This is a genomic window from Aeoliella mucimassa (assembly GCF_007748035.1).
Classification (GTDB): domain Bacteria; phylum Planctomycetota; class Planctomycetia; order Pirellulales; family Lacipirellulaceae; genus Aeoliella; species Aeoliella mucimassa.
In genome coordinates, this window is the sequence record NZ_CP036278.1 from 110,597 (window position 1) to 132,968 (window position 22,372).

18 protein-coding genes and 1 other RNA gene are annotated in these 22,372 nt (G+C 59.4%); 12 read left to right on the forward strand and 7 right to left on the reverse strand.

The window, feature by feature from the left end; all coding sequences use genetic code 11:
* Positions 1-14: 14 nt before the first annotated feature.
* Positions 15-1,904 carry a BCCT family transporter gene (locus Pan181_RS00450; RefSeq protein WP_197528740.1) on the forward strand — a complete coding sequence of 630 codons (1,890 nt, stop codon included), beginning with the start codon at positions 15-17 and terminating at the stop codon, positions 1,902-1,904.
* Positions 1,905-1,932: 28 nt separating this feature from the next.
* On the opposite strand, the gene Pan181_RS00455 is transcribed toward Pan181_RS00450, so the two are convergent.
* The 3 genes from Pan181_RS00455 to Pan181_RS00465 form a co-directional block, all read right to left on the reverse strand.
* Entirely contained in the window at positions 1,933-2,487 is a 555-nt protein-coding gene (locus tag Pan181_RS00455) for a PepSY-associated TM helix domain-containing protein (RefSeq protein ID WP_145244961.1), read from the reverse strand.
* Between the two features lie 12 nt (positions 2,488-2,499).
* The gene (locus tag Pan181_RS00460; protein ID WP_145244962.1) at positions 2,500-3,471 is read right to left on the reverse strand and encodes a sirohydrochlorin chelatase; all 972 of its coding nucleotides are present in this window, start codon (positions 3,469-3,471) and stop codon (positions 2,500-2,502) included.
* Positions 3,472-3,665: 194 nt separating this feature from the next.
* Entirely contained in the window at positions 3,666-5,333 is a 1,668-nt protein-coding gene (locus Pan181_RS00465) for a sulfatase (RefSeq protein ID WP_197528742.1), read from the reverse strand.
* A 550-nt stretch (positions 5,334-5,883) separates the two neighbouring features.
* Between Pan181_RS00465 and rpsB the strand changes: the two genes are divergently transcribed.
* From rpsB to Pan181_RS00495, 6 genes are all read left to right on the forward strand, one after another.
* Positions 5,884-6,651, forward strand: a complete 768-nt coding sequence (gene rpsB, locus Pan181_RS00470) for a 30S ribosomal protein S2 (protein ID WP_231943710.1) — start codon at positions 5,884-5,886, stop codon at positions 6,649-6,651.
* Between the two features lie 72 nt (positions 6,652-6,723).
* Complete coding sequence (gene tsf / locus Pan181_RS00475) at positions 6,724-7,587, forward strand: translation elongation factor Ts (protein WP_145244965.1); 864 nt, start codon at positions 6,724-6,726, stop codon at positions 7,585-7,587.
* Positions 7,588-7,668: 81 nt separating this feature from the next.
* Positions 7,669-8,391, forward strand: coding sequence for a UMP kinase (gene pyrH / locus Pan181_RS00480; protein WP_145244966.1), 723 nt, complete (start codon positions 7,669-7,671; stop codon positions 8,389-8,391).
* Between the two features lie 127 nt (positions 8,392-8,518).
* A complete protein-coding gene (frr, locus tag Pan181_RS00485; RefSeq protein WP_145244967.1) occupies positions 8,519-9,079 on the forward strand; it encodes a ribosome recycling factor in 561 nt (186 codons plus the stop codon).
* A gap of 281 nt (positions 9,080-9,360) precedes the next feature.
* Positions 9,361-10,104 carry a GumC domain-containing protein gene (locus tag Pan181_RS00490; protein WP_145244968.1) on the forward strand — a complete coding sequence of 248 codons (744 nt, stop codon included), beginning with the start codon at positions 9,361-9,363 and terminating at the stop codon, positions 10,102-10,104.
* Between the two features lie 155 nt (positions 10,105-10,259).
* On the forward strand, positions 10,260-12,194 hold the full coding sequence (locus Pan181_RS00495) for a peptidyl-prolyl cis-trans isomerase (protein WP_145244969.1): 1,935 nt from the start codon (positions 10,260-10,262) through the stop codon (positions 12,192-12,194).
* A 101-nt stretch (positions 12,195-12,295) separates the two neighbouring features.
* Here the strand turns inward: Pan181_RS00495 and rnpB are convergent.
* Both rnpB and Pan181_RS00505 read right to left on the reverse strand, forming a co-directional pair.
* Positions 12,296-12,672, reverse strand: an RNA gene (gene rnpB, locus Pan181_RS00500) — RNase P RNA component class A.
* Positions 12,673-13,036: 364 nt separating this feature from the next.
* Positions 13,037-13,492, reverse strand: coding sequence for a hypothetical protein (locus Pan181_RS00505; protein ID WP_145244970.1), 456 nt, complete (start codon positions 13,490-13,492; stop codon positions 13,037-13,039).
* A gap of 106 nt (positions 13,493-13,598) precedes the next feature.
* Here Pan181_RS00505 and Pan181_RS00510 point away from each other — a divergent pair, with 106 nt between their 5' ends.
* Complete coding sequence (locus Pan181_RS00510; protein WP_145244971.1) at positions 13,599-13,835, forward strand: hypothetical protein; 237 nt, start codon at positions 13,599-13,601, stop codon at positions 13,833-13,835.
* Between the two features lie 100 nt (positions 13,836-13,935).
* Here Pan181_RS00510 and Pan181_RS00515 read toward each other — a convergent pair whose 3' ends face one another.
* Entirely contained in the window at positions 13,936-14,631 is a 696-nt protein-coding gene (locus tag Pan181_RS00515) for a DUF2461 domain-containing protein (protein WP_145244972.1), read from the reverse strand.
* Positions 14,632-15,260: 629 nt separating this feature from the next.
* Between Pan181_RS00515 and Pan181_RS00520 the strand changes: the two genes are divergently transcribed.
* From Pan181_RS00520 to Pan181_RS00535, 4 genes are all read left to right on the forward strand, one after another.
* The gene (locus Pan181_RS00520) at positions 15,261-16,976 is read left to right on the forward strand and encodes a DUF1549 and DUF1553 domain-containing protein (RefSeq protein WP_145244973.1); all 1,716 of its coding nucleotides are present in this window, start codon (positions 15,261-15,263) and stop codon (positions 16,974-16,976) included.
* Between the two features lie 218 nt (positions 16,977-17,194).
* Entirely contained in the window at positions 17,195-18,460 is a 1,266-nt protein-coding gene (locus Pan181_RS00525; RefSeq protein ID WP_231943835.1) for a DUF1501 domain-containing protein, read from the forward strand.
* Positions 18,461-18,919: 459 nt separating this feature from the next.
* Complete coding sequence (locus Pan181_RS26430; RefSeq protein WP_231943711.1) at positions 18,920-19,306, forward strand: transposase; 387 nt, start codon at positions 18,920-18,922, stop codon at positions 19,304-19,306.
* Between the two features lie 129 nt (positions 19,307-19,435).
* Positions 19,436-19,987, forward strand: a complete 552-nt coding sequence (locus tag Pan181_RS00535; RefSeq protein WP_145244974.1) for a DUF1697 domain-containing protein — start codon at positions 19,436-19,438, stop codon at positions 19,985-19,987.
* A 14-nt stretch (positions 19,988-20,001) separates the two neighbouring features.
* Here Pan181_RS00535 and thrS read toward each other — a convergent pair whose 3' ends face one another.
* Positions 20,002-22,185 carry a threonine--tRNA ligase gene (gene thrS / locus Pan181_RS00540; RefSeq protein ID WP_145244975.1) on the reverse strand — a complete coding sequence of 728 codons (2,184 nt, stop codon included), beginning with the start codon at positions 22,183-22,185 and terminating at the stop codon, positions 20,002-20,004.
* Positions 22,186-22,372 lie beyond the last annotated feature (187 nt).

Consider the following 22,372-nt stretch of genomic DNA (forward strand, 5'->3'; position numbering starts at 1 on the left):
AGCCCGACGAGCCCGTGAATCAATCCGACGCCCGTGTGGCAACTGTCAGTTACCGCTTAGGGCGGGTTGATTTCGATGCTCACCCGGTGGTGTTCCCAACCGCTGCTGCGTTGCTGCTGATTTTCGTTGCAGCAGTGGCCGCTTGGCCAGGGCGCGCGCTATTGTTGTTCGACCGCTTGCAGAGCGGAATCGCGAGCAATTTTGCCTGGCTCTACATTGCCTCGATGACCGGTTTTCTGGTGTTTGCGGTCTACCTCTGTTTCAGTCGACATGGAAATATCAGACTAGGGCCCGACGATTCGCGTCCTGAGTTTCCCCGCGCAACCTGGTTCGCCATGTTGTTTAGCGCTGGGATGGGAATCGGCATGCTCTTCTTCGGCGTCGCCGAGCCGATGTGGCACTACCTGGCTCCGCCCGCGGGCGAAGCTGGTACGTTGGATGCCGCTCGCGAGGCGATGGGGATCACGCTGTTCCATTGGTGCTTGCACCCGTGGGCGCTCTACGCATTGGTGGCTTTGGCGCTAGCCTACTTTGGCTATCGCAAGAACTTGCCGCTCAGCTTTCGTTCGGCTTTCTACCCATTGATCGGAGATCGCATACACGGCCCCATCGGCAATTTCATCGACGTGCTCGCGGTGCTTGCCACTTTGTTCGGACTGGCGACTTCGCTGGGGTTGGGAGCCAAGCAAGTGAATGCAGGGCTGAACTACGTGTTCGGCTTGCCTCAAGGCGTGGGAGTTCAGATTGTGCTGATTGCCGTGATCACTACCATGGCGGTCGCGTCGCTGGTGTCGGGATTGGATGTCGGAATTCGTCGTTTGAGCGAGTTCAACATGGTGATCGCCGGCGGGCTGCTGATATTCTTGTTCGTCGCGGGCCCCACGATCTTTCTGCTCGATAGTCTCGTTGCCAACGTAGGTACCTATTTTCAACAGTTGCCGCGCAATTCGTTTCGCACCGGGGGGTACGACAACCAGTCGAACACCGCCTGGCTCAGCGCGTGGACGGTATTCTATTGGGGATGGTGGATCTCCTGGTCGCCATTCGTCGGCATGTTTATCGCCCGTATCTCCAAAGGCCGTACCATACGCGAGTTCATCCTCGGTGTATTGCTGGTTCCCTCGGCGGTTGCGGCCATCTGGATGACAGGTTTCGGCGGTGCAGCGCTGCATCAGGAGATTTACGATCGCGTCAGCAATACTCCCACCGTAGCTGAGAAGTACGAGCCGAACGAATACGTCGTGCAAACACTTGATGATGCAACGGGCCTTCCCCTCACTGCCGACGAGCAATGGCTGGTTGGTCCGAACGCCCGAAATATTGCCACGCCGATCGGGGTGCTTTTGCATGCGACCGACGAAGGGTTCGAGACCAAAAGTGGCATCCCCGTCGAGTACGACCGCGGCGTGTTGGTGCAAGCGGACGATGGGGTTCCGATTCGACCGACCGACGAGGATCGGCTGGTCGGTGCGTATGCGTCGGAGACCAAAGAGCTAACGCTTGGCGGCTACCTGACGGAGCCAGTACTCTCGGACGATGCTACGAAGCGCCGCGATACCACTGCGACTGCCTTGTTTGTGATGTTGGACGCCTATCCTTTCTCGGCAGTTACTGCGCTGTTGGGGACGTTGAGCGTGATCTTGTTCTTCGTTACCTCGTCCGACTCCGCGTCGATGGTTGCCGACATCATCGCCTCGGGCGGCAAGGAAGACCCTGCCTTGGGAACGCGTTTGTTCTGGGGGATTCTCGAAGGAGTGCTGGCCGCGGTGTTGCTCGTGGCCGGCGGGCTTAAGGCCTTGCAGACCGGTTCGATCGTGATTGGCCTACCATTCTGCGTACTGATCATCATCATGTGTTTCGGGCTACTCAAGTCGTTGCAAGCGGAGCCTTCGGCTGCTCGTTGATGAATCGCGGTTGCTATTCCTTTCCGCTTCACACCAAAAACATCGCCAACAGCGGTACGATCAGTCCCGCGGCGACGAGCCATTTGCCGCGGCCGGCCAGGCCGTTGCGGCCGCGGACGACGATCATCCCCGTCACTGCGATCAGCACCAGGCAGATCGCGAAGACATCGGAAAACACCTTCCACCATTTCGCCGGGTTCAGGTGTAACCGGTTCAGGTAGTACAACACCGGGCGGCGGCCGATCGTTTCGTGGTGGGTCGATCCATTCGCGAGATTCACCACCATGTCGCCATTAGTCAGGTAGATTTTCATCCGCTGCGACGAGATGAAATCGTGGCTGCGATAGTTCCCCTCTTCGCCAACCTCGGCCAGGCAACGACGCACTTGCTGTGTGGTCACTTGCGTCGCTTCGTTCGGCAGTTCGAGCGTAAGGTCGCGACTCGCAACGACGAAGTTCGGGTTCCAGTCGCCCGCGTGATTCATTGCTAAGCCCGACACCGCGTACAGCACGACGACGCCGGTAAAGAAGTAGCCCAGGTCGCGATGCAGGAACAACGCCCACGCACGCCATTTGACTTTCATCGGAGGGTTCCTTTACTCGCTGGCAGGGGATTCGGTCGACTCGGATTGCAACTTGCGGGCGATGGTCACGATCCACTCATTCAGGTTTTTATCGGGCAGGATGGCATCGCCGGCGTAGGCCACGCGCTCGGGCGCGGACGACTCGGCCACCGCGCCGCCGATGATGCGTCCTTGGAACCCTTCGTCGCGGGCGACCAGCACCGGGATCACAATCACTCGTTCGCGGCGTGTGAGCAGGTCGTCGATCGCTTGCTTCGTGGGATCGCCCGAGTAGTGAGCGATGTGCCCACACCAGGTGTGGACCACTTCGGCCGCGCCGGTGGTCTGCTGCACCACTTCGTCGGTGTGGGCGAAGAAGGCTTCCCACTCTTCGTTAAACGGTTCGCTACCGTAGGCGACGAGCACCACACCTTCTTCGGCCGGCGACTTGCTGAGCTCAGCGAACCGCCGTGGCAGGTTCTTTTCGAGCAACTGCGAGAAGTCGAGCAGCGGGGCGAGGGTGACGGTTGCTTGTGGGGTGTAGCGTTCGATCCCTTCGGACTCGAGCGTGAGCAGCGACTTCGCGTCTTCCTTCAAGCCGACGATGGTGGGGATGTCGTCGAACGAATGCGAGCTGACCGTCAGCAGGATGGGGATGAGGATCACGCGGGTGTAACCTTCGGCGTCGAACTCTTTCAGTCGGGTGGCGATCGAGGGCTCGGTGTACTCCATGAAGGCCGACTTCACTCCGTCGATGCCCTCGGTCGCCACGAGTTCGGTTTGTACTTCGTCGCCCAGCTGCGTGAGCATCGTTCTCCATTGCTCCGAGTGCGATCCATGACTCACGAGCAGAATACCGGTTTTCGCCGGCCCGGCCGGGTGGGGGTCGGCTACCGGGAGCGAGGACTCGGAGGGGGTCGTCTGTTGGCATCCAGCCGCCAGAAACAGGGCGATCAGGCCAAGGGTGCTCAGGAGTGAGAGCCTTGGCCGACGATAGCGGTTCATCTTAAGTGCCTACTGCATAAGGAGTTACCCGTCGCAGTGAAGTTCCGCACTGCGGCGGTCGCGAAAAAAGAAAGTTTGAGCAGCGTTTATTCTATTGATACTGAGACTAAGTCGCAAGACAGGGTTGGCACCTGCAGTAGGCGGGCAGGTGCGGGGGAGTGGGGTACGCGGGGAATTCGGCAGCTCGAGAGTGACTAGTCGCCAGGCACCACCAGCGGCACCTGGTCGCCGGCGGAGAGTTCCAGCGGCTTGTCGAGCGTTACCACGTTCCCGTCGAGGTACGCCTGACCGGTGACCGATACGGTCATCGTTCCGCTGGCGAGGGTCGGCAACGGGGCGTTGGTTTCGGCGAGCCAGTTGAGCAGCATGTCGCCGAGGCGTTGCACCTGTTCGGGGCGCGACTTGGCCAGGTTGTGTTGCTCGCCGATATCGCTCTTTAGGTTGTAAAGTTCGTACGTTTGATCTTCGTAGCTGTAGATCAGCTTCCAATCGCCAGCCCGCACGACCGACTGCGGGTGTTGGTCGCGGCCGCCGCCGATCAGGTAGGCGGGCAGGTGCCAGTAGAGGGCCTCACGAGCGAGTTCATGGGATGGATCGGCCAGCATCGCCGACAGGTCGGCTCCATCGAGTTGCGTGTTGTTCGGCAGGTCGACGCCGGCCAGTTTCGAGAACGTGGGGTAGAAGTCGATGCCGTAAACGGGAGTCGAGTTCACGATGCCCGGCGCTACGAGTTTGGGGTTCGCACTCCAAGCAACCAGCGGTACGCGAATGCCACCTTCGTCGAGTTCGCCCTTCTCTCCTTTCAACGGACCATTGTTCGATTGCTGAAGCTTGCCGCCATTGTCGGAGTAGAACAGTAGCAGCGTGTTGTCGGCTAGCTTTTGGCCTGGATTCCGCGGGTCGTCGGTTGTCTTCAAGTAGGCGACAAGGCGGGCGACGTTTTGATCGAGCCCTTCGATGAGCGCGGCAAACGAAGCGTTGCTGTCGTGCTCGCCGGGAGTCTTGCTCAGATACTTCTTCAGCAGGTCGGGGCGGGCTTGTTTGTTGCCGATTGGCGTGTGCACCGCGTAGGGATGGAACTGCACGACAAACGGCTTCGCGGTTTGTTGCTTCATGAAGTCGATGGCCGCGTCGGTCATGGCATCCGATACGTGCTTGTTGCTACCCACGAGCGCATCGACCAGCGCGGTGTCGATTGCGGTGGAGTAAGGCTTAATGTTTTGGTCGACATACGCCTGCGTGTAAGGTGTCGCGTACTTGTCGAGTTCGGGTTCGATATGCGGGCCAAACTGCCCGGCGCTGGATTGATACGTGGTCGGCGCGCCGAACGGTCCGCCGCCGAAGTTCTTCTCGAAGCCATGATCGCGCGTGATCGCAGCGGGCTCGGTCGCAACATGGAACTTGCCGAAGTGAGCGGTCGCGTAGCCCGCGTTGTCGCGCAGGTGCTCCGCGTAGGTATACGTGCTGGCGGGGATGGCGTCGTCGCCATCGACCCCTTGAGGTGGGCCGACGAGCAGGGCCGACTTGCCGCCGCGGTTGGTGCTACCGACCTGATACACCCGGTTGGTCGGTCGCTGGGCCCACTGCCCGCTGAGGATCGCCGCTCGGGTGGGGGCGCAGTTGGTGCCGTTGGTGTAGGCGTTGGTGAAGGCCATGCCTTCGTGGGCCAGGCGGTCGAGCGCTGGCGTTTCGTAGAAGTCGCTCGGCTGCCCCATGGTGGTGAGCGGGTTGCTAGTGTCGGCCCAGCCGAGGTCGTCGGCCATGATCAGCACGATGTTCGGTTGAGCAGCAGAGCAGGGGGCCGCCATCCAATTGCTGAGGGTAGCTAGTAGAGATAGCCAAAATAGGTAGGTCGATCGCATGGTGGGTTGACCTCGACGAGGGGAGATTTTTGGGCGAGTACCGCCTTGGCGGGACAAAATCATGGTGGATTTGCGTTGTGCTTCTGTTCTAATAACAGGCCTCACGGCCGATTTGTTACCGCGAGCTTACCCTGGTTTGTTGCCTGGCCGCAAAGTTTTCGTGGTCGGCCCAGCTCGACTCGTGCAAACCTGCCAGAGGTGCGAATGATTTACTTGCCGTAAGTCCTTTTGTGATAATAGGTTGCGGCGATGGTTGAGGGGGTTGGGTGGTTAGCCAGCGGATTCGGTCAGCCGTAGTGTCGATTTTGCCTATCTTTTGCCGGCCCCGCGGGCTGGTTCGAGGCGTGTCGGCAATTGACCCCAAGGCCCCCCTGCGATAGTTTACAAGGCTCGCCTGCACGATCGGCCCGTGGAGGGGAGTCCTATACCATGACTGGCCGAATTTCGACCTAACGCCGGACGCCCAGCTTGGCAATCGATGGCCCCCGCCGTGGAGGGGTATCTTTCGCCCGAAGGGACTTAGCCGGTGTGCCCTTTGGAGAATCACTACGTGGCAACTCTTGTTACCGAATTGGTGGAAGCTGGCGTTCATTACGGTCACCGTGCGAGCCGTTGGAACCCCAAGATGCGGCCGTACATCTACGCCCGCAAGAATCTGATCCACATCATCGATGTTCGCGAAACGATTCGCGGCCTGCTGCGAGCCAAGAAGTACCTGGGCCAGGTGGCCTCGCGTAACGGCTTGATCTTGTTCGTCGGCACCAAGCGTCAGGCGGCTGAGTCGGTAGAGCGCGAAGCCCTGCGTTGTGGCATGCCATTCGTGAACGACCGTTGGTTGGGTGGCACGCTCACCAACTTCCGCACCATTCGCAATCGCATGACCCGCTTGGAAGAGCTGGAAACGCTGCGTGAAAGCGAAGTGTACAACAGCTACTCGAAGAAGATGCAATCGTCGCTCAACCGCGAGTACCGCAAGATGTACCGCAACCTGAACGGCATGCGTAAGATGAGCCGCCTGCCGGAGTGCATGGTGGTGATCGACCCCAAGAAAGAAAAGAACGCAGTCCGCGAAGCTCAAGCACTCGGCATCGCAACCGTGGCTTTGATCGATACCGACTGCGACCCCGATAAGGTCGACTTGCCGATCCCCGGCAACGACGACAGCATGCGTTCGATCGAGCTGATCACCCGCATCCTGGGCGACGCCATCATGGCGGGCAAGGCCCAAGCGGCGATCGACTCGCAGCAACAGCGCGAAGGTAGCGACGCCCCCTCGGCCGAGCAAGAAGCCGAAGCCAAGGCCGCAGCCGACGCTTAAACCCTGTTGCTTATTCCCACACAATACGATTTCGCAACTGGCGAACAAACAGATAGTTTTTAGGAGGCAAAGATGGCTGATATTACTGCCGCCATGGTGAAGGAGCTGCGGGATCAAACCCAGCTTCCGATGATGAAATGCAAGAAGGCTTTGCAGGATTCGGGCGGCGATATCGAAGCTGCGAAAGAAGCCCTGCGTAAGGAAGGCGAAGCCTTCATCGACGGTCGTGGTGATCGCTCGACCGAAGAAGGCCGCCTGGCGATTTACGTCGACACCGAGAAAGGTCCTGGAGCCATCATTGAGCTGCAGGTCGAATCGGCTCCCGTTGCTGGCAACGAGGAAGTCGTGGCCTTGGCCAACGACCTGGCAAAGCAATTGGCAACTGGTCCTGGTGCCGCGACTCCCGACGAACTGTGGGAGCAGGAATGCCCGAGCCAACCTGGCAAGAAGCTCAAGGAAGTTCGCGACGAGATCGTCAACAAGATTCGCGAAGTGTTCCGCATGCCTCGCATCGCGCGGATCGATGCTCCTTGTGGTGGCTACGTGCATCACGATGGCAAGAGCGCGGTGCTGCTCGAAGTCGAAGGTGGCGACGCTGCCTTGGCCAAGGATATCAGCATGCACGTCGCGGCGATGAAGCCTCAAGCGGCGACCAAGGAAGAGCTGGATCCCACAGTCGTGGAAGCAGAGCGTAAGATCCAAATCGATCGTGCCCGCAGCGAAGGCAAGCCCGAGAACATCATCGAAAAGATGATTGAGGGTCGGATGCGTAACTTCTACGCGGAGATCGTGTTGGAAGAGCAGCCGTTTGTGAAGGACGACAAGCAATCGGTGGGAGCCGTTGCGAAAGCGGCCGGCATGAAGATCAAGGGCTTTACGCTCTGGAAACTTGGTGAAACAACCGCCAACGAGGCGGAGCCGGCAGCCGCCAGCTAACACCGCAACTAACAAGCCCCGGTCGGATAACGGCCGGGGCTTTTTCATAGGATTACTACTACGTAGCGAGCTGAACCGAGAATGTCGGACCCCAAATACCACCGCATCATCCTGAAACTCTCCGGCGAGAGCTTCACCCGCCCCGGCGATCGTGGCATCGATATGAACGAGGTGGTGCACATCGCCCGCCAGACGATCAAGGCCAAAGAGCAAGGCGTACAAATCGCCATCGTCATCGGCGGCGGCAACATCCTGCGTGGTGCCCAGTTCATTGCCGGCAACCATAACATTCAGGAAGCCACCGCTCACTACATGGGCATGCTGGCCACGGTGATCAACGGTCTGGCGTTGCAGGACGCGGTCGAGTCGCTGGGCTGCGAAACCCGGTTGATGTCGGCCATCAAGATGGACGGCGTGGCCGAGCCGTTTATCCGCCGCCGTGCGAAGCGACACCTCGAGAAGGGACGCATCGTGATTCTGGCCGCTGGCACCGGAGCCCCCTTCGTGACCACCGACACGGCCGCGGCTCAGAAGGCATTGGAGCTGGATGCCGATATCCTGATGAAGGCGACCCGCGTCGATGGCGTGTACACGGCCGATCCCGAGAAGGACCCCACCGCCGAGTTGTACGAGCACCTTTCGTACTCCGAGGTAATGGAGAAGAACCTGCGGGTGATGGATCCCACGGCCATTGCTCACTGCATGGAGCACAAGCTGCCGATCCTGGTTTTCAACTATCGCACCGATGGCAACATCGAGCGAGCCGTTCGCGGCGAAGTGATCGGCACCCGCGTCGAGGTATAAACACCAAGCTTCCCGGAAGCGACTATTCACACTCCCGCCACAAAGGACCGCACCGCACAGATGGTTTGGTAGAATTCGTTCTCCCACTGCAATGGCCGGCCTTTCCAAGTTCAAAGGAGCACTAGACATGAACGTTGACGAAATCACGATGGATGCCGAAGAGCGGATGGAAAAAGCCGTGACCAAGATGCGGAGCGACCTGAACGGCATTCGCACCGGTCGGGCGACCCCAGGTCTGGTCGACTCGTTGCGCATCGAAGCGTATGGCTCGCCGACCCCGCTCAAGCAGATCGCCAGCGTGAGTGCTCCCGAACCACAGCAGTTGGTCATCCGCCCGTTCGATCCTTCGGTGATCAAGGACATCGAGAAGGGCATCATCGCCAGCGACCTGGGCCTTGCTCCGCAGAGCGACGGCAAAGTGGTGCGGCTGAACATTCCTCCGCTGTCGGGCGACGTGCGCAAGAAGATGGTCGCTCGCACCAAGGAGCTGGCCGAAGAGGCGAAGATCTCGATCCGCAACGTTCGCCGCGACGCGAACAAGGCCCTCGACCAGGCGGCCAAGGATAAAGAGATTGGCGAAGACATTCGCGACTCGGTAAAGGACGAAGTGCAGGAACTTACCAAGAAGTACGAAGGCGAAGTCGACGCCGCGGCCAAGGCCAAAGAAGCCGAGGTGATGGAAGAGTAGCGGAAACGCGGCTCGCCGGAGGGCTTCCCCTGGCAAGGCGACACTTCCCAGCAACCTGCTTCCCCATTGCGTTGCTGGCGATGGCTCGAGGTTTTTCTATTATTGCACCACTGGTCTTTTAAGACTGGTCGGGTTCGCGCAAGCGCAGTAGAGTGAACGACTGGTGAAGCAGCGCTTCGCTTCGTCGTCCACTCATCTGCGCTTGCTTCGTAAGCGAGCCACTCGACTCTGGTAGGGGGAGACCAGCCATGCGGTTTTTTGCTGTGTTGGGGATTGTGTTCGTGGTTTTGTTGGTCGCGGGCGGGATTGGCTTCGCCATCTGGTGGTACTGGAACGCGGAGGAGCCCACCTCCACAGCAGTATGCAGTTTTATCGTGCAAGGGCATCCGCCGAAGACCGTATTCGATCTCAACTACGCGGGCATTTCCGGCGATCGTCAAGTCGATGACTATCGCGCGACGATGGGAGCAAGTCTCGACAGTTTCAAAGTTGTTCAGGCAGCGCTCAGCAATCCTGAGCTGAAGGATTGCTCGCTGCTGCTTAGCGCGGAATCTCCCAGCGACTGGTTGCAGGAGCATCTCGAAGTGGAGTTTGCTGAGAATAGTGAGTTGATGACCGTCAAGTTGCATGGCCCGGTTGGTCAAGAAGACCAACTGGTGGTGATTCTGAATGCCATAGCTGACGCGTTTGCAAATGAAGTGATCCACAAGAATCGTTACGAACGATCTGAATATCAGCAGTCTTTGGTGGGGGCCGCCAATGAGCTGCGCGAGGATCTTGAGCAGAAGCTCGTCCGACTGGAGGAGCTCAAGGCGAAAGGGGCCGACGACATCGACACCAAAATATCGGTTCGGATGCGGCAGCGAGAGATCGAGTTGGACATGGAGTTTCTTGATGAGCTGGAGAGAGAAACGAAAGCTCTGGAGATTTACGACCTTGGTGGGGCGGTCGTAGAACTCTACGAATCCGCGTATATCGATTCGGACGACGAGGAACTGAGCTTCACGGAGCGCTCGGAGGATTAGCATGCTAGCACTCCTGGGAATCTGTCTTGCTGTACTCTGGCGGTCTTGGTAATTTCCGCCACCCACAAACACTGTGCGCGCGATCCGCGAGGGCGAAGGAAAGCTCTCGCCGCGACGCATCCGCCCGCCATCCCACTGGTTTACGGAGAACCATCATGGCCCGCCCGACCCGTAACGATTCCGTTGATCCCTCTGCCAGCCGCACGCGCCGCTGGCCTTGGATGCTTGCCAGCACGGTGCTCGTGCTCGGCGTTGCCCTGGCGACTCGGTACTTTGGTACCACCGCCGAGGCCGAAGCCGCCGCGCCGGCTCGCACGAGCTCGCAAGTGAAGCAAGCCAGCGCCCAGGAGCCTGCGTACCAGCCACCCGAGCACGACGTGATGGCCATCGTCAACGGCGAGGACATCAATCGCCGTGACCTGGAACGGGCGTGTGCCGAGCGATATGGCGAAGACGTTCTGGAGAGCATGGTCAACAAGAAGCTCATCCAGCACCATTGCAAGAAGCGTGGCATCACCATTACCCAGCAGGAAGTGGAAGACGAAGTGGAGCGCATGGCCAAGCGATTCAAGCTGAGCCGCGAGCACTGGTTGGAACTGCTGGCGAACGAGCGTGGTATCACCGAGCAGGAATACAAACGCGACATTCTCTGGCCGACCATTGCGTTGCGTAAGCTGGTGGCTACCGAACTGACCGTGAGCGACACCGAGCTTCGTCAAGAATATGAAAAGCAGTACGGAGCGAGCGTTCGTGCCCGCATTATCGTGGTTGGCAATCAGGCTCGCGCTCAGCAGTTGCATCAGCAGCTTACCGCGAACCCCGACGACTTCGCCCGCTTGGCGATGAGCGACTCGATCGACGTGAACAGCGCCAGCATCGGCGGCTTGATCCAACCGATTCGCCAGCACATCGGCGACCCCGGCATCGAGCGGGCCGCGTTCTCGCTGCAGCCTGGTCAGATCTCGAACATCATTCCTGTTGGTAATCAATTTGCCATCCTTAAGTGCGAAGGCATCAATCCTCCGCGTGGTGTTGATTTCGCAGCCGTTCGTCCCGAGCTGGAAGAACTGATCCGCGATGGTAAGCTTCGTGAAGAAGCGGCTAATCGGTTTGCTGAGTACCAGAAGGTGGCTACTGTGCAAAACGTGCTCAACGATCCGCAGCTCAGCAAGCAAATGCCCGACGTCGTGGCCTTGGTCAACGGCGACAAGATCACCGTTAGCGAACTTGGCAAAGAAGCCATGACTCGTCACGGGCAGGACGTGCTGTCGGTGGAAATCGGCCACAAGTTGCTCGAGCAAGCTTTGAAGGCTGCCGGCAAGACTGTCACGCAGCAAGACCTCAACGCCGAGATCGCTCACGCAGCCAAACTGGCCGGCGTGGTCGACGATCAAGGCAATGCCGACGTGCAGGAGTGGGTGAAAACTACCACTGAGGAACAAGGGGTTACTTACAAGAATTACCTCCGCGATTCGGTTTGGCCCTCGGCAGCTCTCAAGAAGCTGACTTCTGGGCAGGTTCAGGTGACCGAGGATGATCTTCGCAAGGGCTACGAAGCCAACTACGGCGAGCGGGTTCGCTGCCGGGCCGTGGTGCTGGCCGACATGCGTCGGGCTCAGGAAGTCTGGGAGAAAGCCCGGGCGAATCCCACGCTCGATTACTTTGGTGAGCTTGCCGAGCAGTACTCCATCGAGCCTACCAGCAAAGCACTGCGTGGCGAGGTACCGCCGATTCGTTTGCACGGCGGTCAGCCTCAGTTGGAGCAGGTCGCGTTCGACATGAAGCCGGGCGATCCTCCTCGCATCCTTCAGCTCGGCGACAAGTACGTCGTGCTCAAGTTCGAAGAACGTACCAAGCCGCAGAATATCGAGTTCGCTGCTGTTCGCGACATCCTGATGCAGGATATCTTCGAAAAGAAGCTTCGCCTGGCGATGGCCAAGCGATACGACGAAATCTACTCGTCGGCTCGTATCGATAACTACCTGGCTGGCACCACGCAGGCGCCGAATCCAACCAAGCAGCAAGCGGCTGCGGCCAGTGCTGCACTTCGCCGCGATACCGCGGTTCGGCCCACGGCTGGTCAGCGATAGTGAGTTTTCAGTATTCAGCGATCAGCGGTCGGCCAGTCTGGTGCGACCGCTGAGAGCTGACTGCTGAAGTCTTCGGTTGCAGAGCTAGTTTGAGTTGTAAATACCAGAGACGGCCTGTAAGCCGGGTTTTGTCGTCGCACGTGGCGACCGATGGTCATTCCTCTAGGATGCGAGTTGCCTCGCACCTCAAGCAGCCTACCCGAGAGTCGTAACGAGTCGAGCCGACTCTGCTCTCTGCTTGGCCTTGCGCCGGGTGGGGTTTACCCTGCCAGACGAGTCACCTCGTCCGCGGTGCGCTCTTACCGCACCATTTCACCCTTACCGAAAAGCCATCGTAAGACGGCATTCTCGGCGGTATCTTTTCTGTGGCACTTTCCCTAGCCTCACGGCCGGTGGACGTTATCCACCACCCTGCTCTACGTCGCCCGGACTTTCCTCTCGCCCACCGAAGTGAGCCAGCGACCATCCAGCCGTCTCTGGTGATGTCTATTCTACTTTTCAGTCGCCAGGGCGATAGTTGGTTGAGGGAAACCACGCGGGGACTCGCCGGTTTTATGCCCCCAAAACCGGGAAATCGATTCGTGGGGGCTTTATTCTCGGCCAGCGAGGGCCCTAGGTTGGCGTTTTTCGCTTGTTTTTCAGGGTCATCGATCAAACTCCAGTCGTTGGTCGGCATTCGTTTTGCCCCCGGGGGTGGGGGCACAATCCTAAGTCCCCGCGACCGAGCCAAGCTTCGCTGCCTGTAGGTGGCGACCACGGGGGTATCTGTTTATGTGTATACTACCCGAGTTGGTGGCCAATTTCTACAAGAATCGTTGCTGGTTTGTTAGGAAAACGAAGATTCAGTCGTATTCGGTATAGTCGATCTCCGGTTCCTTCAGCCAATCTTCGTCATCGTCTTCTTCAGCACTGAGCCGAATGTTGGCCACTTTGGGGTCGAGGTAGTAGATGCCATACTTCGACTGGAGGATATGGAGAATCGCGTTTACTTCTGTCCAGCGACTTCCAAATTCGGTGCGCCACTCGGCTTGAAATCGTCGCTGGTCTTGAGGGTCCACCAGGTAGGGTGGCGGAGCGTCGAGCGTGGCCTTGCCAAAGTCGAGAAGATACGGTGCCTGCACAAAAGTAATCTCTATCACCCATAACTGGTCGTCGAAGTCTTCGAGCACAGGGACATTCAGTCCGCAGATTTCGTTCACTCCGTGAGACTGTAGTCGTTGGTAGCACCGCAATTCGTTGAAGAAGTTCTCCTCGCGGTAGAAGGCTTTAATGGCCGATGGAATGGATGTTTTCCACACATGACCGTCTGTTCCATGGCCCGGACTGTCTTGACGTAAAACCTGTCGCCCCTTACGTTTAGCGTAGTCGTAGCCATTCTTAAATAGCCTCTGATTGTCGGGAAGCATGGCAGCTCAAGCCAAGGGACATTCTGCGAAAGTCGGCATCACCCTGATTCAGGGCGGTCGGCGCATTCCTGTTGCCCAAGTGGGGAATAGTGGTTTGTTGGTGCGTGAGCTCGATGCCCCAGTGCCAGCAGGCGAGGCGGTTCTGCTCGTCAAAATCGATCAGCAACAAAAGCGACATCGCATTCTGTTGCCCGAGGGAATTACCGAGGCTAATCGCTTCGTCAAATTCTTCTAGCGTCAGCTCCCAAGCAAAGTTGACGATACTCGGTATCGACCATCATAACCGAAGCAGTCGTGGTTCGGGGTATGTAGGGAGTTTCACCGACACGCACCCCTTACCAGGCGACGTCGATCGCTTCGCAGAGAAACTTCATGTAGCCCTTGGCCGCTCGGTAGTGGTCGGTCGCGATGCGAGCCAGGTTCTTGTCGAACAACAGGTCGTAGTCGAGGTTCGCGACGGCGATGTGGTCCTTTCGCTTCAGGTCGTCCACGTACTTGTGGTCGGTGCCGAAGCCCCGCGGGGGACGCTTCAGGCTGTCGCCCGACAGTTCGAACCGCTGGCGGAAGGCTTTGCCATCGCGGGCACGCTTCCAGTCGCTGGGGTACTCGTCGATCGTCTCGCGAATCGCCCGCAGGGTCGTGTTATCGGGATGCCAGATACCGGCGGCCAGGAAGACCTGGTCGGTGTCGATGTGGAAGTAGTAGCCAGGGCAGTGGACGTCCTTGCCGGTCTCGTGACGGAACTGGATGCCGACGTTGGTCTTGTAGGGCGACTTGTCGTTGGAGAAGCGGGTGTCGCGATGGATTCGCATGAGCGAGCCTCCCACCTTCTTGGGCACCGCGGTCAGATGGGGCGAGATCTTCTTGAGCGGCTGCTCCATGGCCTCGATGAATTGCAGGGCGGGCTGACGCAATTCGGTTTCGTAGCGTTCGCGATTGGCATCGAACCACTGCTTGGTGTTGTGCCGCGACAGCTCTTCGAGAAAGTGCAGCAGGCCAAGCGGGAAGCCGGTAAACGGGGCGTGAGACATGGAGTCGCTCAGTTGTGGTGGGTTGTGGTAACCCGAGAATAGAAATATTGTTCCGACTGGTGGTTGTAACTGAGTTTCGAGCATCAAGCAATTGGCACACTTGTTGCATATTAGTAAATCATCTTCGACACCCCATCAGTCGAGCGACCAGGCGGTCGCGGGGCTGGAACAGAGAAGAGCTGGGGTCGGATTCGAAGAGGCAAACGCAGCGAATTGTTGGAAAACTTCGGTATCTCTAGCACTTAGCGAACTCGCTCCCTCCCCCACTAGAGCGTTCGCGACCATCGAAGTGACCAACATTTTTGGGCGGGTCGAAGCGACCGGAACACTCCGCTTCGGCCCGCCTGTTGCGTTTTGAGTGTATCGAAATTGCACACCTGTTTAATTGTGATACATTCAGCGACACGATTTCCCGCACCACGCAATAGACTCGTCCCCTGGTAGCGAACTGTTTTTCTGGGTTTGTCCCACCGGTTTTCTGCAGGCGTCCCGCTGTGGGGCGCGATGGTTCCCCTCGCTTTTTTGACAAATCATTTGTCACCAAACTTTGGCAGCTTCCTGCTAGTTACGATAGAGTATCTACAGGTCCTTAATACTCGCGTCGCTTCGGCAACTCTTCAGGTCCTCGCATGCATAGCTATTCCACTTCGCTTGTCGCTCGCCGCTCGTGCTACGGGTTCCTCGTTGCGGTGCTGCTGGCTTCGCCAACGTTGGCTGCCGCGCCGTCGAGTGACTTTGGCGTATCGCAGGTGGCCGAGATCAATCGAGCGATCGCCGAAGGCTGGCAGGCCGCGGGGCTCAAGCCTTCGCCGGCCGCGACGGAAGCCGAGTGGTGTCGTCGGGTGTATCTCGATCTGATTGGTCGCATTCCGACCGTCGACGAGTTGCGCGGCTACCTGAGTGATCGCAGCGAGAACAAACAGCAGTTGCTGGTCGATCGGTTGCTCGGCAGCGAGTACCGCGAAGAGTTCGCCCGTAACTGGACCACGCTCTGGACCAACACGCTGATCGGCCGCACCGGCGGTGTCGATCGCGGTTCGCTGGCCAATCGCAGCGGCATGCAGCAGTACCTACGGCGGTCGTTTCAGAAGAACAAGTCGTACGATCAGATGGTCAGCGAACTGGTCACCGCGACCGGTAGCTGCCTGCCAGGCGACAGCGACTACAACGGGGCGGCCAACTTCCTGGCCGACAAGCTCGGCGAGAATGGTATTCAAGCCACGTCGAAAACGGCTGAGATCTTCCTCGGCATGGCGGTCGGCTGCACGCAGTGTCACAACCACCCATTCAACGAGTACAAGCAAAACCAGTTCTGGGAACTCAACGCGTTCTTCCGTCAAACCCGCGTGCGACGCATGCAGATGGAAGGCGAAGACAACAATCGCCGCTACGGTCAGGTGGTCGATACCGACTTCGCTGGCGAAGGGGGCGACCCCAGCAAGGCCGAGCTGTACTACGAACTGCGAAACGGCAAGCTCAAGGTCGCTTACCCGGTGTTTGTCGATGGCTCGTCGCTGGCCGACAAGTACTCCGACAAAGGCGAAGACTTTGGCGACAGCGGTTACCTGGAAGTCGTGAATCGTCGGCAGGAGCTGGCCGGGCTGATACTGAACTCCGACGAGTTTCCCCGAGCGGCCGTGAATCGCATGTGGAGCCACTTCCTCGGTTACGGGTTCACCAAGCCGATCTACGACATGGGCCCGCACAATCCGCCGACCCATCCCGAGCTGCTCGATTACCTGGCCAAGGAGTTCCGCGAGTCGAGCTTTGACCTCAAGCAGCTGATGCGGTGGATCGTGCTTTCGGAGCCGTATCAATTGTCGAGCCGCATGACTCGCGACAACCAGAGCGACGACCCGAACCTCGGCGCGCGGCCCAAGTTCAGCCACTTCTATCTGCGACAAATGCAGGCCGAGCAGCTGTACGAGTCGCTGCTCACGGCGACGTCGGCCGCCGATTCGATTGCCTACGACCAGCGCGAAGAGATGAAACAACGCTGGCTGCGTCAGTTCAATACCGCGTTCGGTACCGACGATAATGCCGAGGCGACCACGTTCAACGGTTCGATTCCTCAGGCGCTGATGATGATGAACGGCGACCTGGTGAAGAAAGCCACCGAGTGCGAGCCCGGCAGCTTCCTGCATAAGATCGCCACGAGCGACGATTTGAACAACGCCCAACGCGTCGACCACTTGTTCCTGGCGGCCCTGGCCCGCGAGCCCGCCCGCGAAGAACTGGTGATCTGCAACAAGCTGCTGGTGGCCCGCGAAGGGCAGGCCCCCGAAGCGCTGCGCGACGTGTGGTGGGCGCTACTGAACAGCAACGAGTTTATTTTGATTCACTAGCCTGGCTTTACCCGGCAACGAAGGAGCAAGGCAACTTTCTCCTCTCGTCCCTCTCCCACGTGCGGGGAGAGGTTAGGAGAGGGGGCCAACAACCGTCGCGAAAGTTGTGTTGCTCCGCAGTGGCCATCGAGATCGAGATTCCTAACCCTTTTCCTAGAAGCGGCTGTTGCTGACTACCCGTCAGCAACGACTCCGACGACTCTGGAGCCTTGTTTATGATTCCTTTCCACACGCCGACCGGAATGACTCGCCGTCACTTCATGACTCACCTGGCAGGGGCCAGCGCGCTGGCATTGCCGGCGTTGTCGCTCACCCGTTCGGTGTACGCGGCGGCCGACACCATGCGGCGGAATCATAAGAGCGCGATCCTGCTCTGGATGGGGGGTGGACCGCCGACGATCGACATCTGGGACCTGAAGCCGGGCGCGCCGACGGGTGGTCCCTCGCGGCCGATCGCCACCAAAGGCAATGCGCTGATCAACGATCGCATGCCGCTGTTGGCCGAGCACATGGACAAGCTGTCGGTCATCCGCTCGATGAGCACCCGCGAAGCGGACCACGAGCGAGGACGCTACTACATGCACACCGGCTACGTGCCGAATCCCAACGTGCAGCACCCGAGCTACGGTTCGGTCGTGGCCCACGAGATGGAGAGCCAATTGTCGGACATGGAAATCCCGCTGTTCGTCTCCGTCGGCGGCGGCAGCGAAGGCCCAGGCTTCCTCGGCATGGCCTACGCGCCGTTCCAGGTCGACTCGAATGGCCGCGTCCGCAATCTGAACATGGGCATCGAAGAGCAGCGTCTGGCCCAGCGGTTTGCGTTGCTCGAAACCATCGAAGGACGCTTTATCAATCAGCGTCGCGGGATGGCGGCGATCGACCACGCGAAGGTGCTTGGCAAAACCAACTCGTTGCTTACCAGCGAGCAGATGAAAGCGTTCGACGTCGGTAAAGAGTCGGACGAAACCAAAGAGTTGTATGGCGATAGCGGGTTTGGCCGCGGGTGCATGCTCGCCCGGCGGTTGGTGGAGCATGGGGTGCCGTTTGTCGAGGTGAACCTCGGCGGCTGGGACCTGCACCAAAACTGCTTTACCACGCTCGACAACAAGCTGCCTGAAATGGATAAAGGCATGAGCGGCTTGATGCAGGACCTGTCGCAACGCGGGCTGCTGGAAGACACCGTGGTGATCTGGATGGGCGAGTTCGGCCGCACGCCGCGCATCAATGCCACGGCCGGTCGCGATCACTACGCCAGGGCGTGGAGCGCCGTTGTCGGGGGCGGCCCCATCAACGGCGGGCTAACGGTCGGCGAAACCAGCGCCGACGGCAGCCGAGTCGAAAGCCAACCCTTCAGCAGCGAAGACCTGATGGCAACCGTGTGCCACGCCCTCGGCATCTCGCTGCAAACGACGTTCACCTCGAACAACGGCCGCCCGATGAAAATCGCCAACGGCGGCTCGGTGATTACGGAGTTGTTTGGTTAATCGCGCATCGAATCCCCCAATCGTTTAGCCCCGAGCCGCAGGCGACGGCTAGCGAGATGGAAGCACGCACCACCACTGTTTTTGGTTGTGGCTGAACCGCTGGTTGCGTATTCTGAAAGACCGTGTCACTGGTTGCGGTCGTTGGTCTGATCGACCGCCGAACCATCCTCGGCTTTATGGTGAGCGATGTGGCGTATGTGTTTCGATGCTTGGGGGAGCAGGGGCGATGATTCATGGCTACCATGTGGTCCTTGCCACTTACGGATTCTGGCTCCCCAACGATCCACGCGGGTCCTGGTCGAACATGGTGTGGAACTGGGAGCTCATTCGCTTTGGGAAGCCTTCAAGAGGTCAGCCTGCGAGAGCGAGCCAAGAGCTATCGCAAGATCAACGTGAGCAGCGGGCCGCATGGCTCTGAAGTACGAGCCAGTCAATCTGGATGGCCGCCAAGCCTAAGCTGTGGGTGCTGGGTTTGCCAAGCAGGCCGAGCGAAGCAAGTACTCGATCTGGGCTTGCGCCATTCTCCCCGAGCATACGCATCTTGTGTTAGCACGCCATCGATACCAAGTGGAACAGATGGTCAACCTGCTGAAAGGGGCAGCGAGCCGCGAGTTGTGTAACCGAGGACTGCATCCTTATCAAAACTATGTACAGTCAGGTGGTAGACCGCCTCGCATGTGGGGAGAACATGCGTGGAAGACTTACCTGGATTCTGAAGAGTCGGTTGAGAACGCCATTCGATACGTGGAAGAGAACCCCTTGAAAGAAGGCAAGCCACTGCAAGGGTGGTCGTTTGTTACTCCATTCGCTGGAATCGACAAAGGTGGCTGGCAAACCTACCATTAAGCTCCAATCGTTTGGGCCGGAGCCGATGGCGACGGCCCACGAGAGAGTAGCACGCAGAGCCATCGCCTTCGGCTTCGGGCTAAACGAAGATGCGTGTTGTAAGTCATCCAAAGGGTAAATATCGTTTTCATGGCTACTACCAAATACCTCGCCCTGCTCCGCGGTATCAACGTTGGTGGGAAGAACGTGATCGCTAAGGACGACCTGCGGCGGTGCTTCGAGGACCTCGGGTGCGAGACCGTCAGCACGTACATCCAGAGTGGGAACATCCTGTTTCGCTCGTCGACCAGCAGTGTTCGCCAGTTGACCGACGACGTGCAGGCCGCGCTCAGCGAGCGGTTTGCCTACGACGCCCAAGCGGTGGTGCTGCCCTATCGCAAGTACCAAGCGGCCGTTGCCGCCGCGCCCGACGGGTGGGGCGATGATCCCGCGCAAAAGCACAACGCGCTGTTCACCATGCGAGGGACGACTCCCCAGAAGGTGGTCGCCGCGCTGGCCGACCCGAAGCCCGGCATCGAAACCATCACCCTCGCACCCGGCGTGATCTTCTGGTCGGTCGTGAAGGCCGCGCAAACTAAAGCCACCTACGCCCGCATCACCGGCACCAAGCCGTACCAGCAGGTGACCATCCGCAACAGCAACACGACGCGCAAACTATTGGAGTTGCTCGACGCGATGTAGTTACGGATTGCCCGCTAGTACTCGTTCCCCACGCCCTTATCGCTGATCTCGGCGCCGACGGTTTGTTCGGCCACTTGGCGGACCTGGCGGCTGGTGATTTCTTCTTGCAGCTTGGCCAGGGCGTCTTCGACGGTCATCGCGCCGAGGTCGCCGTCGATGCGGTCGCGCACGGTCACGGTGCCGTTGTCGCGGTCTTTTTCGCCGACCACGAACATGTAAGGCACCAACTCCAGCTGGGCTTCGCGGATCTTCGCGCCGAGCTTCGCCCCACGGTAGTCGCCAGAGGCCCGCAGCCCCGCGGCGGTCAGCTGCTTTTCGACCTGGCGGCCGTACTCTTCGCTCTTGTCGCTCACGGTCAGCACGCGGACCTGCTCGGGGGCGAGCCACAGCGGAAACGCCCCGGCGAAGTGTTCGATCAACACGCCAATGAACCGCTCCATGCTGCCGAGCGGCGCGCGGTGAATCATCACCGGGCGGTGCTGGGTGTTGTCGGCTCCGGTGTATTCCAGGGCGAACCGTTGCTCGCTCGGCAGGTTGTAGTCGAGCTGCACGGTGCCGAGCTGCCATTCGCGGCCGATGCAGTCGGTCACCACGAAGTCGATCTTCGGCCCGTAGAACGCCGCCTCGCCGGCTTCCGGCACGCAGCCAGGCAGGTTCATTTCGCGGGCGACCTGCTCGATGGCCTTCTCGGCGCGGTCCCACTGCTCGGGGCTGCCGACGTACTTGGTGCTATCGGGATCGCGGAAGCCGAGCCGCGCGCGGTAGTTCTCCATGCCGAGCGACTTGAGCACCTTCAGGGTGAACTCGATGCAGCCGCGTACTTCGTCGGCCACCTGATCTTCGGTGCAGAAGATGTGGGCATCGTCCTGGGTAAAGCCCCGCACGCGGGTCATGCCCGACAGCTCGCCCGACTGTTCGTAGCGATACACGGTGCCAAACTCGGCCAGGCGGACCGGCAGGTCGCGGTAGCTCCGTGGCTTCGACTTGTAGATCATGATGTGGTGCGGGCAGTTCATCGGCTTCAGCAAGTACCGCTCGTGCTGATGCGCCCAGGTGTTGAGCGCGGCGAGTCGCTCCTCGGCCGGGGAGTCGGCATCGATCTCGGCGTCGAAGCCCATCAGCCGCGCGGCGTCGAGCAGCTTGGCCTCTCCTTCACGATCGAGGTTGCCCTCTTTCAATTGATCCATCCAGTACTCGACGAGCCCACCCGCGTCGTGTTCGCAGAGCGGCGCGAACTGCGACTCTTTGTAATACGGAAAGTGGCCGCTGGTTTCGTACAGCTCTACCCGACCGACATGCGGGGTGTAAACGGCTTCGTATCCGCGGTTCCGTAGCTCGGTGCGCAGGAACTCTTCGAGCAGCCCGCGGACGGTCGCCCCCTTCGGCAGCCAGAGGATCAAGCCCGAGCCAACGGTGGAATCGATGTGGAACAGCTCATGCTGCTTGCCGAGCACGCGATGGTCGCGCTTGCGGGCTTCTTCCAGCCGATGCAGGTGATCCTGTAGTTCTTGCTTGTCGAAGAACACGGTGCCGTACAGACGCTGCAGTTGTTCGCGATTCGCGTCGCCTTTCCAGTAGGCGCCGGCGATCGAGAGCAGCTTGAAGGCTTTGCCGATGTGGCCAGTGCTGGGGATGTGCACCCCGCGGCAGAGGTCAATGAACTCACCCTGGCGGTAGAACGACACGTGCGACTCTTCGCCGAGACCGGTTTTAATGTGCTCGACCTTGAACTTCTGATCGAGCTCGCTGCAGAGCTGCAGGGCTTCGTCGCGAGGCTGTTCGAGCCGCTCGAACTTCTGGTTCTCTTTGACGATCTTCTTCATCTCGGCTTCGATCTTGGGGAAGTCCTCTTCCTTGATCGGCTGCGGGGCAGAGATGTCGTAGTAGAAGCCAGTCGCGGTGGTCGGGCCGAAGGCGAGCTGCACGCCGTCGAATAGCCGCATCACGGCCTGGGCCATCACGTGGGCGGTGGAATGCCGCAGGATGCCGAGGGCTTCGGGATCGCGCTTGGTGAGAATCCGCAGGTTCACCTCCCCCGATTCGGGGAGCTGGTAGCGGAGGTCGGCTGGTCGGCCGTCGACTTCTGCGGCGATCGCGCTCTTGGCTAGGCCGGTACCGATGTCGGCCGCGACATCGTAACAAGTGACCGGAGAATCGAACTTCTTCTGGGACCCATCGGGTAACACTACGGTAAGCATCGTGCGTGTACAGCCAGTTTTCGGGGTGAGACGAGTTTATTGGTGGCGGTGAACCGGGCCGGAAATTGATCAGTATAAAGGGGCAGCCGGATAGTGACTATCCAAGCTAGATGGTCGACAGCGACCGCTAGCACCTGCGGCTCAAGGCAATAATGGCGAATTTTGGATGAAATTCCTTGCAGGAACG

What these genes read in the sequence shown, in the direction of transcription:
- Pan181_RS00455 (WP_145244961.1), bottom strand. Translation starts at nt 2,487, where the DNA reads ATGAAAGTCAAATGGCGTGCGTGGGCGTTGTTCCTGCATCGCGACCTG.
- Pan181_RS00460 (WP_145244962.1), bottom strand. Translation starts at nt 3,471, where the DNA reads ATGAACCGCTATCGTCGGCCAAGGCTCTCACTCCTGAGCACCCTTGGC.
- Pan181_RS00465 (WP_197528742.1), bottom strand. Translation starts at nt 5,333, where the DNA reads ATGCGATCGACCTACCTATTTTGGCTATCTCTACTAGCTACCCTCAGC.
- tsf (WP_145244965.1), top strand. Translation starts at nt 6,724, where the DNA reads ATGGCTGATATTACTGCCGCCATGGTGAAGGAGCTGCGGGATCAAACC.
- pyrH (WP_145244966.1), top strand. Translation starts at nt 7,669, where the DNA reads ATGTCGGACCCCAAATACCACCGCATCATCCTGAAACTCTCCGGCGAG.
- frr (WP_145244967.1), top strand. Translation starts at nt 8,519, where the DNA reads ATGAACGTTGACGAAATCACGATGGATGCCGAAGAGCGGATGGAAAAA.
- Pan181_RS00495 (WP_145244969.1), top strand. Translation starts at nt 10,260, where the DNA reads ATGGCCCGCCCGACCCGTAACGATTCCGTTGATCCCTCTGCCAGCCGC.
- Pan181_RS00510 (WP_145244971.1), top strand. Translation starts at nt 13,599, where the DNA reads ATGGCAGCTCAAGCCAAGGGACATTCTGCGAAAGTCGGCATCACCCTG.
- Pan181_RS00515 (WP_145244972.1), bottom strand. Translation starts at nt 14,631, where the DNA reads ATGTCTCACGCCCCGTTTACCGGCTTCCCGCTTGGCCTGCTGCACTTT.
- Pan181_RS00520 (WP_145244973.1), top strand. Translation starts at nt 15,261, where the DNA reads ATGCATAGCTATTCCACTTCGCTTGTCGCTCGCCGCTCGTGCTACGGG.
- Pan181_RS00535 (WP_145244974.1), top strand. Translation starts at nt 19,436, where the DNA reads ATGGCTACTACCAAATACCTCGCCCTGCTCCGCGGTATCAACGTTGGT.
- thrS (WP_145244975.1), bottom strand. Translation starts at nt 22,185, where the DNA reads ATGCTTACCGTAGTGTTACCCGATGGGTCCCAGAAGAAGTTCGATTCT.